The sequence below is a fragment of the Streptomyces ziwulingensis genome (assembly GCF_039542605.1).
Classification (GTDB): domain Bacteria; phylum Actinomycetota; class Actinomycetes; order Streptomycetales; family Streptomycetaceae; genus Streptomyces; species Streptomyces ziwulingensis.
The window spans coordinates 108161-122574 of the sequence record NZ_BAABIG010000005.1 but is presented as its reverse complement, the minus strand read 5'-3'; the positions used below and the strand labels follow the sequence as shown (position 1 = coordinate 122574).

Here is a 14414-nt window from a genome sequence, read left to right as displayed (position 1 = left end):
GCCGCCGGGCCGGGCGCGGGTGAGGGCTAGCCTCACGATGTGGACAATTCTCGCACCCGGCCGCGCGTCGGCCACATTCAGTTCCTGAACTGCCTGCCCCTTTACTGGGGGCTCGCGAGAACGGGCACGCTCCTCGACTTCGAGCTGACGAAGGACACCCCGGAGAAGCTCAGCGAGCGGCTGGTGCACGGCGAACTCGACATCGGCCCCATCACCCTGGTCGAGTACCTCAAGCACGCCGATCAGCTCGTCGCCTTCCCCGACATCGCCGTCGGCTGCGACGGTCCGGTGATGAGCTGCGTGATCGTCTCGCAGGTCCCGCTGGAGAAACTGGACGGCGCCCGGGTCGCCCTCGGCTCGACCTCGCGCACCTCGGTCCGCCTCGCCCAGCTCCTGCTCGCCGAGCGCTTCGGCGTGCGGCCGGACTACTACACGTGCCCGCCCGACCTCAGCCTGATGATGCAGGAGGCCGACGCGGCGGTCCTGATCGGGGACGCGGCGCTGCGCGCCAACATGCTCGACGGGCCCCGCTTCGGCCTGGACGTGCACGACCTGGGCGCGCTGTGGAAGGAGTGGACGGGACTGCCGTTCGTCTTCGCGGTCTGGGCCGCCCGGCGCGAGTACGCCGAGCGTGAGCCGGTCATCACGCGCAAGGTGCACGAGGCGTTCCTCGCCTCCCGCAACCTCTCCCTGGAAGAGGTCGACAAGGTCGCCGAGCAGGCCGCCCGCTGGGAGGACTTCGACGAGGCGACCCTCGCGCAGTACTTCACCACCCTCGACTTCCGCTTCGGCGCCCCGCAGCTCGCGGCGGTCAGGGAGTTCGCCCGCCGGGTCGGCCCGACCACCGGCTTCCCGGCGGACGTGCGGGTGGATCTGCTCCAGCCCTGAGCGGCGTCCCGACGGCCCACTACCCTGCTGGCAGGTTCCGGCGTACGGGGGAGGGGTGGACGCCATGCGCCCGCTGGAGGTCGACGAGCCCACGGCCGCGGGGCCCTGCCGCCTGCTCGTGCGCCGTGAGGATCGTGCACCCGCACCTCGCGCCCGACGAGGAGTTCCGGGCCGACGGGCGGACGAGTGGGCGGACGGACGAGTGGGTTGACGGACGAGTGGGCTGACGGGATGAACATCGGACTGGCCATCGACCTGGTCCTCCTCGTCGTGGCCGCGCTCTGGGGCGCGGCGGCGGGCTCGCTGCTGCCGCGCGCGGCCTACCGGTTCTCCGCCCCCTCCGGGGAGGACTGGCGGGCGGACTGCCCGGCCGGGCACCCGGTCCGGGGCTGGCTGGGCCCGGCCCGCTGCGAGGAGTGCGGACCGGGCGCCCCCGCGGGAGCGGCCCGCGGCGCCGGGTACGGGCCAGGCGCCGCCGTCCCCGCCACCGTCACCGCCCTCGTCTGCGCGGCGCTGGCCGCCGCCACCGGCACCCGGCCCGAACTGGCCGTCTGGCTGCTGCTCGCACCGGCCGCGGTGCTGCTGACGCTGATCGACATCCGGGTACGGCGGCTGCCCGACCCGCTCACCCTGCCGCTGGCCGCCGCCGCCCTCGTCCTGCTCGGCCTCGCCGCGCTGCTGCCGGAGCACGCCGGCCGGTGGACCACCGCCCTGCTCGGCACCCTCGCACTGGGCGCCGGCTACTTCGCGCTCTTCCTCGTCAACCCCGAGGGCCTGGCCTTCGGGGACGTGAAACTGGCCCTCGGGGCGGGCGCGGTGCTCGGCTGGTACGGCTGGCCGACGCTGCTGCTCGGCACCTTCGCCGGGTTCCTGCTCGGCGCGTCGTACGGCGGGGCGCTCGTCGTCGCGCGGCGCGCGGGACGCCGTACGCAGATCGCCTTCGGGCCGTTCCTGATCGCGGGGGCCTTCCTCGGGCTGCTGGTCGGGGCCTTCACGGCCTGACGTCGGTGGGGGTGAGCGGCTGGCGTAGGCTGGTTCGGTCCGTCCACACGGGACGATCTGTCCACAACCCTTGACGAAAGGGACGCCCGGTGACCGAGAAGGCCGACCTTCAGCCCATCCTCGACCGCGCCGCCGCCGGTGGGCGGATCACCCCCGAAGAAGCTCTGGCCCTCTACCGCGACGCCCCGCTGCACGCGCTGGGCGCCGCCGCCGACGCCGTACGCAGGCGGCGGTACGCCGGGACCGAGCACATCGCGACGTACATCATCGAGCGGAACATCAACTACACGAACGTGTGCGTCACGGCGTGCAAGTTCTGCGCCTTCTACGCGGCCCCCAAGGACACCGCGAAGGGCTGGAGCCGCGACCTCGACGACATCCTGCGCCGCTGCGCGGAGACCGTCGAACTCGGCGGCACCCAGATCATGTTCCAGGGCGGCCACCACCCGGACTACGGCGTCGAGTACTACGAGCAGCACTTCGCGGCCATCAAGAAGGAGTACCCGCAGCTCGTCATCCACAGCCTGGGGGCGAGCGAGGTCGAGCACATGGCCCGGATCTCCAAGGTGTCCGTGCGGGAGGCGATCGAGCGCATCCACGCCGCCGGGCTCGACTCCTTCGCCGGAGCCGGCGCGGAGCTGCTGCCCGCGCGCCCCCGCAAGGCGATCGCGCCGCTGAAGGAGTCCGGCGAACGCTGGCTGGAGATCATGGAGGTCGCGCACGGCCTGGGCGTCGAGTCGACCTCCACGATGCTGATGGGCACCGGCGAGACCAACGCCGAGCGCATCGAGCACCTGCGCATGATCCGGGACGTGCAGGACCGCACCGGCGGCTTCCGCGCCTTCATCCCGTACACCTACCAGCCCGAGAACAACCACCTGAAGGGCCGCACCCAGGCCACCCTGTTCGAGTACCTGCGGATGATCGCCATCGCCCGCGTCTTCCTCGACAACGTGGCCCACATCCAGGGCTCGTGGCTGACCACGGGCAAGGAGGTCGGCCAGCTCTCCCTGCACTACGGCGCCGACGACCTCGGCTCGATCATGCTGGAGGAGAACGTGGTCTCCTCGGCCGGTGCCAAGCACCGCTCCAACCGGCTGGAGATCATCGACCTGATCCGCAAGGCGGGCCGGGTCCCGGCGCAGCGCGCCACCACCTACGAGCACCTGGTCGTGCACGACGACCCGGCGAACGACCCCGTGGACGAGCGGGTCGTCTCGCACATCTCCTCCACGGCGATCGAGGGCGGCACGGCTCACCCCGAGCTGAAGCTCCTCGCCCCCAACTGACCCGGCCGTGCTGACGATCCACGCGGACTCCAGGGGCCGGGCGCTCGCCGTCAAGGGGGCGTGGATCGACGCGGCGGGCACCCTGGAGGAACTGGCCGCCGCGCGTCCGCGGGCCCGGGTGCGCCAGTGGCCGGGCATCCTCACCCCCGGCCTGGTCAGCCTCTACGGCGACGAACTGCTGGAGGAGACCTACCATCCGGACCCGCGGGAGGCCGGCGCGCTGGGCACCGAGCCGCTGACCGGTGCCGCCTTCGCGGCCCTCGCGCCGGACGCGGCCCGCCTCGCGGCGAGCGCCCGGCGCGGCATCCAGCGCCTGCTGCGCCACGGCACGGTGGCGGTGGCCTGCGGCGAGCTGCGCAGCCGCGCGGTGCGGGACGCCGTACGGCGCTCCGGCATCGGGATCGTGGGCCGTTCCGGACGCCCCGAAGGGCCGGTCTCGCTCGACCCGTACGCGTGCGGCCGGCCGGCGGTGTTCGCCGACCCGCGGCAGAGCGGGTCCGCCGCCCGGTTCGCCGTCTTCGACGTCCCCGACGAGGCCGCGCTGGCCGTACGAGGCGCCGCGACCTGCGTGGCGACCGTGGTCGAGGGGCGCATCACCTACCGCCGCCGCTGAACCGGACGGACCCGCCGGACTCACCAAACCCGCCGGACTCAGCCCGCGAACGCCTCCCCGAACGCCCCGTCCTCCTGCGTCACCCCGCTGCAGTCGGTCGCCGCGTCGTCCGCGCCGGAGTCGCCGCCGCAGCTCCGGTCGCGGAACGTGGACCACATCGACACCCAGGCGATCTCCTTCTCCTCGGCGAACGCGCGCACCTCGGCCGCGTCGGCGAGGGTGAACGTCTCACCGGCCACGTCGTTGACGCCGAGCATGGAGGTGAGCGCCATGCCCCGCCAGGCGGCCGCGGCGGAGGAGCCGAAGACCTTCCGGAGCTGGGTGTGGGCGGCCTCGGCGGAGGTCAGCGCGTAGTCGCCCATGTCGCCGCCGTAGGACTCGCCGTAGTTCATGGTCATGAGGTTGACCGTGGAGACCTGTACGCCGTGGTCGTTGGCGGACTCCAGCAGGGCGATGCCGTCGTCGTCGAGGCCGGCGGGCATGACCGGGAGGGTGAAGGTGACGTCGAGGTCCTCGCGCTCGGCCTGGAGCAGCGCGATCGCCTCCGAACGCAGGGCGACCGAGGCGGAGTCGGTCAGTTCGTCGCCCTCGATGTCGAAGTCGGCCAGTGTGGCACCACCGGCCGCGTCCAGCGCCTCGCCGTACGCCTCCGCCAGCGCCCGGGCGCTGCCGCAGACCGCCGCCAGTTCCTTGCCGGAGGCGCCGCCGAAGGAGACGCGGACGGTGGCGCCGTCGTCGGTGAGCTGTTCGATCCGGGAGGCCACCGAGGAGTCGTCGAGGGCGTGGCTGCCGTTCCACCGGGGAGTGCAGTCACCGCCGTCGGAGATCACGAACGCCAGGTTGTACGTCGCCGGGGAGCCCGCGGCGTCCAGGGCGGAGGCCGTGGTGGCGCTGACGTACGGGGCGTACGCCGTGCTCGACGTGCCCGCGCCGCCGGACGGGTCCGAGGTGGCCGAGGGCGCCGAGTCCGCCGTACCGCCGCCCGCTTCCCCGCCGCCCGTCCCGCCGCTTCCGGCGGAACAGCCCGCGATTGCCAGGGCGAACAGACAGGCCAACCCGGCCGCGGACTTTCGTGGACGGCTCATCGCGTACGCTCCCGCTCTCAAGATTCATGTCTCAGGACGGAAACAAAACGTGTTCCCGAATCGGCAAGGTGCCACACAGGACTGTGTCCATCCTGGGCAAAGTACCGCCAACTCCCCGACTTTCTCAGCTCAGTGACAGCTTCGGCCTTTTCTCACCGGCTCCGCACAAGAAAGGCAGAGATTTCGTCACATGAACACTCCCTAATATCCGGAGAATGCATTCCGAGCCTGCCATCGAAAGCCGCGCCGCCGTGCGCGGTCGCCGCCGCAAACGCGGCAACGGGTCCGCCGCGGCGGTTGACGGTCCTGTGTTCGTTGACAACTCCGGACGCCGGGCCAGGCTGCTGCGCCGGATCGGCCTGCTCGTCGGTGTCGTCTGTTTCGGGTACGCGATCGTGCTGGGCATGGCCTTCATGGGCATCGGCACGTCGATCAACCCGTCCTCGCTGCTGCCCTTCGCCGGAGGCGGCGCGGACGGTTCCGCGCCCGGCGGGGGCCTGCGGCCCGAGGGCGGCGCACCCCCGAGGGGGCTGCCCAGCGGCCGCCCGTCCGGCGCCGCCACCGGCTCCGCTCCCGCCGGTACCTCAGGTCCCTCCGGTACTTCCGCTCCCTCCGGTACTTCCGCTCCCTCCGGTGCCGCCACCGGCTCCGCCTCCGCCCCGGCCGCCTCCGCGACCGCCGACTGACCGGGACCGCAGCCACCCCATGAGCCCCACGTCTCCCACGCCTCCCACTACTCCCGCGCCTCCCACGCCGCCCACGCGCGGCCGCCGTCGCGCCCCCGGCCGCATGGAACGGGCCGCCGGCCGCGCCGCGGCCCTGCAGAAGCCGCGCGTCATCCTCGCCCTGCTGCTCCTGCTGGCGCTCACCTGCGTCATGCTCCTCGACGGCTACCTGCGCGCCGAGGTCGGTGGCGACCAGCGGGTGCGTTCCGGCGCCAGTTCCAGCGACGTTCCCGAGGACGTCCTGGACGGCGGCCCCATCCTCACCTTCCGCGGCGGCGAGGCCACCTCGCTCTCCGTCCCGGACAAGACGATCGCCCTGACCTTCGACGACGGGCCCGACCCCACCTGGACCCCGCAGGTCCTGGAGATCCTGAAGAAGTACGACGTCCCCGGCACCTTCTTCCTGGTCGGCTCGATGATCTCGCGCTACCCGGGCCTGGTCGAGGACACGGTCGAGCAGGGCAACGAGGTGGGCGTCCACACCTTCACCCACGTCGACCTCTCCTACCAGAGCGAAGCCCGGATGACCCGCGAGATCGAGCAGACCCAGTTGGCGCTGGCCGGCGCGGCCGGCATCACCACCACGCTGTTCCGGGCGCCGTACTCCTCGGAGACCGACGCCATCGACAACTACAGTTGGCCGGTCTACAAGAGGCTCGGCGAGGACGGCTACACCAGCGTCTTCATCGACACCGACAGCGACGACTGGAAGCGGCCGGGCGTCGCGAAGATCGTCAAGTGGGCCACGCCCGAGGACGGCGAGGGCGCGTCCGTCCTCTTCCACGACTCCGGCGGCGAGCGCTCGCAGACGATCGAGGCGCTGCCGAAGTACATCGAGAAGATGCGGGCGAAGGGGTACACCTTCACCACCGTCAGCGGCGTGATGGCGGAGCAGCGCGGCGCGGACGCCACCGCCCCGGCCGCCGGCGCCGGGCAGACGGACCCCGCCGGACAGGGCGGCACCGAGGCGGGAACCGGGGCCGGGGCCGGTGCTGATGCGGGCACGGGTGCGGGTACCGGCACCGCGCTTCAGGCCGCCCACCGTGAGGCCGGCGGCGCCACCCTCTACGAGGGCAAGGCCCTCATCGCCGCGGTCGCCGTCGCCGAGTGGACCGTGCCCGCGCTCTCCGTCGGACTGATGGTCGTGGGCGTCGCCGTCATCGGCCGGTTCGGCATGATGCTGCTCCTCGCCCGCCGCCACTACCGACAGCGCAACAGACGCCGGTTCGGTTGGGGGCCGGCCGTCACCCGCCCGGTCAGCGTGATCGTCCCGGCGTACAACGAGAAGGAGTGCATCGCCAACACCCTTCAGTCGCTGGCGCTGAGCACCCACCCGATCGAGGTCATCGTCGTGGACGACGGTTCCACCGACGGCACCTCCGAGATCGCCCACGAGGCGGCCCGCTCCCTGGGCATGACCAACGTCCGCGTCATCCGGCAGGAGAACGCGGGCAAACCCGCCGCCCTCAACAACGGCGTGCGCAGCGCCGGCCACGACATCGTCGTGATGATGGACGGCGACACCGTCTTCGAGGCGGACACCGTACGGCAGCTCGTCCAGCCGTTCGCCGACCCCGGGGTCGGCGCGGTCGCGGGCAACGCCAAGGTCGGCAACCGCGACACCCTCATCGGCGCCTGGCAGCACATCGAGTACGTGATGGGCTTCAACCTCGACCGCCGCATGTACGACCTGCTGCGCTGCATGCCGACCATCCCGGGCGCGATCGGCGCGTTCCGCCGCGAGGCGGTCCTCCAGGTCGGCGGCATGAGCGAGGACACCCTCGCCGAGGACACCGACATCACCATCGCCATGCACCGGGCGGGCTGGCGGGTCGTCTACCAGGAGCACGCCAGGGCCTGGACGGAGGCGCCGGGCTCGCTCAAGCAGCTCTGGTCCCAGCGCTACCGCTGGTCGTACGGCACCATGCAGGCGCTGTGGAAGCACCGCAAGTCCCTCACCGACAAGGGGCCCTCGGGGCGCTTCGGCCGGGTCGGCATGCCGCTGGTGGTGATCTTCCAGATCGTCACGCCGGTCTTCGCGCCGCTCATCGACGTGTTCACCGTCTACTCGATGATCTTCGTCGATCTCCAGGCCGCGCTGCTGGCATGGCTGGCGGTCCTCGCGTTGCAGTTGTGCTGCGCGGCGTACGCCTTCCGCCTGGACCGGGAGAAGTACCGGTACCTGCTGATGATGCCGCTCCAGCAGCTCGCGTACCGGCAGATGATGTACCTCGTCCTGATCCACTCCTGCATCACCGCCCTGACCGGCGGCCGGCTGCGCTGGCAGAAGCTGAAGCGGACGGGTGAGGTCGGCACCCCGGCGGGGACGAGCTGATGGGGGCGCACAGCAGGCAAGCGGTGAGGAGAGAGGCGCACGGCAAGGAGGCGGTGGGCAAGGAGGCGCTGGGCAAGGAGGCGCAGGGGACGGAGGCGCTGGGGAAGGGCGTGGCGGGGGAGGGCGTGGCGGGGAAGGGTGCGGCGGGGAAGGGAGCGGCCGGGCGGGACCGCTACTTCGACACCCTCCGCGCGGTCGCCCTCGTCCGGGTCGTGATGTACCACACCTTCGGGTGGGCCTGGGCGGGCCTGGTCTTCCCCTCCATGGGGATCATGTTCGGCCTGGCCGGCACGCTGATGGCGAAGTCCCTGGAGCGCCCCGCGCTCAAGGTGGTCAGGAGCCGGATCCGCCGGCTGCTGCCGCCCTTCTGGTTCTGGGGCGTCTTCGTGGTCGTCGCGATGCTGGTGCACGGCTGGATGCCGGGCCCGCAGATCGTCTACTGGGTGGTGCCGCTCGGCGACCCGCCGGGCAACGCCTGGGGCGAGCAGGCCTGGGAGATCCTCTGGTACCTGCGGACCTACCTGTGGTTCGTCCTGCTCTCCCCGCTCCTGCTGCGCGTCTTCCGGCTCGCGCCGGTCCTCGTGCTGCTCGCCTCCCTCGCCCCGATCGTGGTGTTCCAGTTCTGGTGGCGGCCGCCGGACGACCGGTTCGGCACCGGGCTGCTGGACCTGGCGACCTACCTCTTCTGCTGGCTGGCCGGTTTCGCCCACCGCGACGGCGTGCCGCGCCGGCTGAAGCCGGTCGCGGTCGTCCCGCTCGCGCTCGCCGCGCTGGCCTACGGCGCCTGGTACGCCTTCGCCCACCGGGCCGAGTACGGAACCTACGACCTGGACGACATCCCGCTCGCGCAGGCGTTCTGGTCGGCCGGGTTCGTGACGCTGCTGATGTACTCCAAGGAGCGCCTGGGCCTGGACCTCGCGGGGCTGAGCCGCTTCCCCCGGCTGGACCGGCTGGTCACCGTCTTCAACGCGCGGGCCATGACGGTCTATCTTTGGCACGAACTGGCCCTGATCCTGGCCGTGCCGCTGATCGACCAGTTCTGGAAGGTGCCCGCCTTCGAGGTGTACCTGCCGCTGGCGAGCCAGTGGTTCCTGTTCGGGATCGGCTGGGTGCTGATCGCCGTCTCCGTGGTCGCCTGCGGCTGGGTCGAGGACGTGGCGGCGCGCAGGAGGCCGAGGCTCCTGCCCTGAGCGGGGACTGCAACAATGACCGGGTGACCCGCGCCTCCCTGAACAAGCAACCGCACGAAGTCGCCTCGATGTTCGACGACGTCGCGGAACGGTACGACCTGACCAACGACGTGCTCTCGCTCGGCCAGGACCGGGTGTGGCGCAGGGCGGTCGCCCGGGCCGTCGACGCCCGCCCCGCGCAGAAGGTCCTCGACCTCGCCGCGGGGACGGCCACCTCCTCGCTGCCCTTCGCCCGCACCGGCGCCTACGTCGTGCCCTGCGACTTCTCGCTCGGCATGCTCCGGGTCGGCAAGGGGCGCCACTCCTGGCTGCCGTTCACCGCGGGCGACGCGACCCGGCTGCCGTTCAAGGACGACGCCTTCGACGCGGTCACCGTCTCGTTCGGCCTGCGCAACGTGCAGGACACGGACGCGGCGCTGCGCGAGCTGTACCGGGTGACCAAGCCCGGCGGCCGGGTCGTGATCTGCGAGTTCTCACACCCGACCTGGGCGCCGTTCCGCACGGTCTACACCGAGTACCTGATGCGCGCCCTGCCGCCGGTCGCCCGCGGCGTCTCCTCCAACCCGGACGCCTACGTCTACCTCGCCGAGTCCATCCGCGCCTGGCCCGACCAGCCCGCGCTCGCCGAGCGGCTCCAGAAGGCCGGCTGGTCGAAGGTGGCCTGGCGGAACCTGACCGGCGGAATCGTGGCACTGCACCGCGGCTTCAAGCAGGCGTGAGCCCGGCCCGGAACGGAACCACCCGGACACCGTTCCGGCCGACTCGCCCTCCGCTCAGACCGGCTTGGACCGCACCAGGGCCTCTCCGGGGCCCTGCGGGAACGGGCCGAGCGGTGTGTGCGTGATGCGGGGTTCCTCCAGCTCGCGCCGGACCCCGCCGCCGGGCGCCGGTGGCAGCCGGGGCTCGCGCACCCCGGTGCCGCCGCCCTCCGCCTCACCGAGGTCGAACCAGACGGTGACCGCCGCCCCGCGCGGCACCTCGACCCCGGGCGGCGGGTACTGCCGTACGACGTACTCCACGACCACGCGGTGGAGGTCGGGGCGGTCGGGGGCGGCCAGCAGCACGCCGTGGGTCTCGGCCGACCGGCGCGCGTCGACGGCCATCAGGCCGACCAGGCGCGGCACGGGGACCTCGGACATCTCGGGTGCGTTGCGCACGGACCTCACCCCCAGCGGTACGGGCAGGGTAACCCCCGTCCCGTACCCACCGGAAGCTTCAGGTAGCAATCCGTAGCCGATTTTACGGCATTTGGTTACTCTCTGTTACAGTGCGAGGCGGTAGCAGTGTCCCTGGCGCTGGGACCGCGGTGTCGTGAAGACCTCGGCCAGGTCCATGCCGAGGCGCCGGGTGACCGCGATGGAGCGTTCGTTGTCCGCGTCGACCATCGCGACCACGGCCGGCACGCCGGCCGAGCGGACCCGCTGGACCGTCTCGCGCGCCGCCGCCGTGACGTACCCCTTGCCCCAGTGCGCCCGGCCCAGCCGCCAGCCGACCTCGATCTCGCCCCTCGGGCCCCAGTCCCGCGGCCACGGCTGGGCGCCGGTGAAGCCGATCGCCTCGCCGGTCCCGTCCAGCACGGTCCACAGGCAGAAGCCGTGCTCGGCGTCGTGCCGCCGCTGGCGGGCGGTCAGCTCCTCGTACACGGACAGTTCCGCCGTCCGCCCGCCGTGGAACTCCATGACGTCCGGGTCGTCGAAGAGCCGGTGCCAGGTCACGGCGTCCTCGTCGGTGGGGACGCGCAACCGTACAGCGGGGAGAGCTCGTTTCACGGGGCAGCCCTTCAGCCGGGTGATCGGTGACGCTGAATAGACTGCCCATGTCCGGTGCCCGTCGGCACGCATCTTTTCGAACTCCGGGGGAGATCCCGTCGTGACCGAGCCCCTCACCGACAACACCGCCGATGTGATCGTCGTGGGCGCGGGGCCAGCCGGCTCCACGACCGCGTACCACCTGGCCAAGGCCGGGCTCGATGTCCTGCTGCTGGAGAAGACCGCCTTCCCGCGCGAGAAGGTCTGCGGCGACGGGCTCACCCCGCGCGCGGTCAAGCAGCTCGTGGCGATGGGCATCGACATCTCCGAAGAAGCCGGCTGGCTGCGCAACAAGGGCCTGCGGATCATCGGTGGCGGCAACCGCCTCCAGCTCGACTGGCCCGACCTCGCCTCCTTCCCCGACTACGGCCTGGTCCGCAAGCGCGACGACTTCGACGAACAGCTCGCCCGGCAGGCCCAGAAGGCCGGCGCCCGGCTGTACGAGCGCTGCAACGTCGGCGCGCCCGTCATCGACGACCGCACCGGCCGCATCACCGGCGTGCGGGCCAAGCTCGGCGAGGAGAAGCGCGAGGTCACCTTCCACGCCCCGCTGGTCGTCGCCGCCGACGGCAACTCCACCCGCCTCTCCCTCGGCATGGGCCTGCACCGCCGCGAGGACCGTCCGATGGGCGTCGCGGTGCGCACCTACTTCACCTCCCCGCGCCACGACGACGACTACCTGGAGTCCTGGCTGGAACTGTGGGACCGGCGCGGCCCGCAGGACCGCCTGCTGCCGGGCTACGGCTGGATCTTCGGCATGGGCGACGGCACCTCCAACGTCGGCCTGGGTGTCCTGAACACCTCCGACTCCTTCAAGGAACTGGACTGGCGCGAGGTCCTCAAGGCGTGGTGCGCCTCCATGCCCGAGGACTGGGGCTACACCCCGGAGAACATGACCGGCCCGATCCGCGGCGCCGCCCTGCCGATGGCCTTCAACCGCCAGCCCCACTACACCCGCGGCCTGCTGCTCGTCGGCGACGCCGGCGGTCTGGTGAACCCCTTCAACGGCGAGGGCATCGCCTACGCCATGGAGTCCGGCCAGATCGCCGCCGACGTCATCGTCCAGGCGCACGCGAGGGCGACGCCCGCCCAGCGGGAGACCGCCCTCGCGCGCTACCCGCGGGTCCTGAAGGACACCTACGGCGGCTATTACAACCTGGGCCGCGCCTTCGTGAAGCTGATCGGCAACCCGAAGATCATGCAGATCGCGGCCCAGCGCGGCCTGACCCACCCCGTGCTGATGCGGTTCACCCTGAAGATGCTCGCCAACCTGACGGACCCGACCGGCGGCGACGCGATGGACCGCATCATCAACGGACTGAGCAAGGTGGCGCCCAAGGCGTGAGCCGGGCCGGGGCTCAGACGCCCGGCTCGGCGGCTCTCACGGACCGGCGCGCGTAGATCTCCGCGCGCCGGTCCGCCGACTGCCGCAGCGCCGCCTTCCGCTCACGGGCGGAGAGCCGGTCCAGGTAGAGCCGCCCGTCGACGTGGTCCGTCTCATGGGCCAGGCAGCGGGCGAAGTAGCCGGTGCCCTCGATGACGAGCGGGGCGCCGTCCCGGTCGTACCCCCGCACCACCGCCCGGTCGGGGCGGGGCACGGCCATCATGGCGCCGGGCACCGACAGGCAGCCCTCGCCCTCGTCGAGCAGCCGCCGCCCGGCCGGGCCGAGCGGCTCCAGCACCGGATTGACGAGGTGTCCGACATGTCGGACACCTTCGTCGTCGGGGCAGTCGTAGACGAACAGGCGCAGACCGACACCGACCTGATTGGCCGCCAGTCCGGCCCCTTCGGCCACGTACATCGTCCGGAACATGTCGTCGATGAGGGCGGCGAGGTCGGGTCCGAACTCGGTGACGTCGCGGCACGGCCTGCGCAGCACCTCCTCGCCCGCCTCGGTGATCGGGCGCACCGATCCGCGCCGGGCCTCCGGCGCGAGCCGCGGGAAGGACGCGACGGGACGCCCTTGCAGGAACACACTCGGCATGACGTTCTCTCCTCCGGTTCGTGGTCGGGCCGGCGGTGTGCCGGCCCGACCACGAGAATGCCAGGAGAGCCGAAAGACCGCTGCCCCTGTGGACAACGGCCCTTCTGTGGATACTGCGCTGTGGACATCCGCGCTGTGGATACCCGCGCCGGCGTCAGAGGACGCGCACCGCACCGCTCGGCGGGTCGTACGACAGCGACTTCTGCACGACGCCGGTGGACGAGTTCTGCGCGCCGACGAACTGGCCGTCGCCGATGTAGACGCCCACGTGGTACGCGCTGCCCGCACCGCCCCAGTACAGGATGTCGCCCGGCTGGAGGTTGTCCAGCGACACCTGGGTGCCGGCCACCGACTGGTCCTGGGAGACGCGCGGCAGGCTCACGCCGACCTGCTTGAAGGCGGCCTGGACCAGTCCGGAGCAGTCGTAGGCGGACGGGCCGGTGGCGCCGGAGACGTACGCCTTGCCCACCTGGGCCTGCACGAAGGAGACCACCGCGGCGGCGGAGCCGGTGGCCGCGGAGGTGCCGGTGCTCACCGAGGAGCCGCCGGTGTCACCGGAGTCGGAACCGGTGTCCACCGAGGCGGTGGCGGTCAGGGTGGCACGCTCGGTGTCGCGGGAGGCGCGCTCGGCGGCGGCCTTGCGAGCGGCCTGCTCGGCCTTCTTCTTGGCCTCGGCCGCCTTCTGCTTGGCTTCCTTCAGGTCGGCCTTGGCTTCCTTGGCGGCCTCCGCGGCGGCGGCGTCGCGCGCTGCCCGCAGCTCGTAGTCGGCGGCCGCCTGCTGCGTGGCGTCCGCGGACTGGGCGGCCTGCGCGGCGAGGTCGGCCGTCAGGATGGGCAGTTCGAGCGTCTGCGTCACGGGTTCGGCGGCGTTCGCCGAACCCGACGCACCGGCCACTGCCAGGGTGCTGAGGACGCCACCGGCGACTCCGGCCCGCATCGCGATCGTCGACGCGCTGCGGCGGGGCTTCCGGTGGCTGCGTATGTGAGCGGTGTGGGACATGGGTACAACCGGTATCAGTAGGTCCTCCATACCTTCAAGAAACGTGTGCTGCGCCACAGTTGTTCACCCATAGGTCAGAAACCCGGGCGTGTCGCCTTCCATTGGCGCCGTAACGGACATTGCGGGCGGCCGTAACACGCCTGTGATCACGGCCTTTGATCGTTACGCCCGAATTGCTCCCCGCTTACCACCTGTTGAGGTAGTTGGCCAAGCCCGGTTCTCAGACGTCTCTCATCGATGTGGCGCAGGTCACGGAACGGTTGGCGGAGCCGTCGCGTCCGCGACGTTCGCCGGGATCGACCGCGGCGCCGGCCGCGGTGGCTTCCCGTCGGCCGGAGTCGCTCGTGAACGCGCGCACGCGTTCACACCTCGTCCCGGCTTCTGAGCCCCAGGTGTGAACGGATCGCATTATCAAGAGATCGCCTCCCACTCGAATTTGCCTGCTGAGCGGTCTCTTGATAATGCAACTACCCCTCTGGCCAGCGATGACGAGG

At 71.7% G+C, this 14414-nt stretch carries 14 protein-coding genes; 9 read left to right on the top strand and 5 right to left on the bottom strand.

Annotated features, from left to right (window positions below; genetic code table 11):
* The first annotated feature begins 39 nt into the window (after positions 1-39).
* From ABEB00_RS02535 to ABEB00_RS02520, 4 genes are all read left to right on the top strand, one after another.
* Positions 40-888, top strand: a complete 849-nt coding sequence (locus ABEB00_RS02535) for a menaquinone biosynthetic enzyme MqnA/MqnD family protein (RefSeq protein ID WP_345617137.1) — start codon at positions 40-42, stop codon at positions 886-888.
* Positions 889-1119: 231 nt separating this feature from the next.
* Positions 1120-1890 carry a prepilin peptidase gene (locus ABEB00_RS02530; protein WP_345617135.1) on the top strand — a complete coding sequence of 257 codons (771 nt, stop codon included), beginning with the start codon at positions 1120-1122 and terminating at the stop codon, positions 1888-1890.
* 89 nt (positions 1891-1979) lie between these two features.
* The gene (gene mqnC / locus ABEB00_RS02525) at positions 1980-3179 is read left to right on the top strand and encodes a cyclic dehypoxanthinyl futalosine synthase (RefSeq protein ID WP_345617134.1); all 1200 of its coding nucleotides are present in this window, start codon (positions 1980-1982) and stop codon (positions 3177-3179) included.
* Between the two features lie 7 nt (positions 3180-3186).
* Positions 3187-3792 carry a hypothetical protein gene (locus ABEB00_RS02520; protein ID WP_345617133.1) on the top strand — a complete coding sequence of 202 codons (606 nt, stop codon included), beginning with the start codon at positions 3187-3189 and terminating at the stop codon, positions 3790-3792.
* 38 nt (positions 3793-3830) lie between these two features.
* Here the strand turns inward: ABEB00_RS02520 and ABEB00_RS02515 are convergent, their stop codons facing one another.
* The gene (locus ABEB00_RS02515) at positions 3831-4877 is read right to left on the bottom strand and encodes a chitinase (protein ID WP_345617132.1); all 1047 of its coding nucleotides are present in this window, start codon (positions 4875-4877) and stop codon (positions 3831-3833) included.
* A gap of 308 nt (positions 4878-5185) precedes the next feature.
* Between ABEB00_RS02515 and ABEB00_RS02510 the strand changes: the two genes are divergently transcribed.
* The 4 genes from ABEB00_RS02510 (at position 5186) to ABEB00_RS02495 (ending at position 9846) form a co-directional block, all read left to right on the top strand.
* On the top strand, positions 5186-5563 hold the full coding sequence (locus ABEB00_RS02510) for a hypothetical protein (protein ID WP_345617131.1): 378 nt from the start codon (positions 5186-5188) through the stop codon (positions 5561-5563).
* A gap of 103 nt (positions 5564-5666) precedes the next feature.
* The gene (locus ABEB00_RS02505) at positions 5667-7937 is read left to right on the top strand and encodes a bifunctional polysaccharide deacetylase/glycosyltransferase family 2 protein (protein ID WP_345617130.1); all 2271 of its coding nucleotides are present in this window, start codon (positions 5667-5669) and stop codon (positions 7935-7937) included.
* Between the two features lie 215 nt (positions 7938-8152).
* A complete protein-coding gene (locus ABEB00_RS02500; RefSeq protein ID WP_425586421.1) occupies positions 8153-9127 on the top strand; it encodes an acyltransferase family protein in 975 nt (324 codons plus the stop codon).
* A 23-nt stretch (positions 9128-9150) separates the two neighbouring features.
* Positions 9151-9846 (top strand): demethylmenaquinone methyltransferase, encoded by a 696-nt coding sequence (locus tag ABEB00_RS02495; RefSeq protein ID WP_345617128.1) that lies wholly within the window; start codon positions 9151-9153, stop codon positions 9844-9846.
* A gap of 54 nt (positions 9847-9900) precedes the next feature.
* Here ABEB00_RS02495 and ABEB00_RS02490 read toward each other — a convergent pair whose 3' ends face one another.
* Complete coding sequence (locus ABEB00_RS02490; RefSeq protein ID WP_425586418.1) at positions 9901-10284, bottom strand: PASTA domain-containing protein; 384 nt, start codon at positions 10282-10284, stop codon at positions 9901-9903.
* A 105-nt stretch (positions 10285-10389) separates the two neighbouring features.
* Positions 10390-10896: a GNAT family N-acetyltransferase gene (locus ABEB00_RS02485; protein WP_345617127.1), complete on the bottom strand. Its 507-nt coding sequence runs from the start codon at positions 10894-10896 to the stop codon at positions 10390-10392.
* Between the two features lie 100 nt (positions 10897-10996).
* Between ABEB00_RS02485 and ABEB00_RS02480 the strand changes: the two genes are divergently transcribed.
* Entirely contained in the window at positions 10997-12280 is a 1284-nt protein-coding gene (locus ABEB00_RS02480; protein ID WP_345617125.1) for a geranylgeranyl reductase family protein, read from the top strand.
* Between the two features lie 13 nt (positions 12281-12293).
* Here ABEB00_RS02480 and def read toward each other — a convergent pair whose 3' ends face one another.
* Together def and ABEB00_RS02470 are read right to left on the bottom strand one after the other, a co-directional pair.
* Positions 12294-12920, bottom strand: a complete 627-nt coding sequence (gene def / locus ABEB00_RS02475) for a peptide deformylase (RefSeq protein WP_345617123.1) — start codon at positions 12918-12920, stop codon at positions 12294-12296.
* Positions 12921-13074: 154 nt separating this feature from the next.
* A complete protein-coding gene (locus ABEB00_RS02470; RefSeq protein ID WP_345617121.1) occupies positions 13075-13920 on the bottom strand; it encodes a C40 family peptidase in 846 nt (281 codons plus the stop codon).
* Between the last annotated feature and the right edge of the window lie 494 nt (positions 13921-14414).

Excerpts from the sequence above, each read along its gene's own strand:
- ABEB00_RS02530 (WP_345617135.1), top strand. The coding sequence starts at position 1,120 with ATGAACATCGGACTGGCCATCGACCTGGTCCTCCTCGTCGTGGCCGCG.
- ABEB00_RS02515 (WP_345617132.1), bottom strand. The coding sequence starts at position 4,877 with ATGAGCCGTCCACGAAAGTCCGCGGCCGGGTTGGCCTGTCTGTTCGCC.
- ABEB00_RS02505 (WP_345617130.1), top strand. The coding sequence starts at position 5,667 with ATGGAACGGGCCGCCGGCCGCGCCGCGGCCCTGCAGAAGCCGCGCGTC.
- ABEB00_RS02500 (WP_425586421.1), top strand. The coding sequence starts at position 8,153 with ATGTACCACACCTTCGGGTGGGCCTGGGCGGGCCTGGTCTTCCCCTCC.
- def (WP_345617123.1), bottom strand. The coding sequence starts at position 12,920 with ATGCCGAGTGTGTTCCTGCAAGGGCGTCCCGTCGCGTCCTTCCCGCGG.
- ABEB00_RS02470 (WP_345617121.1), bottom strand. The coding sequence starts at position 13,920 with ATGTCCCACACCGCTCACATACGCAGCCACCGGAAGCCCCGCCGCAGC.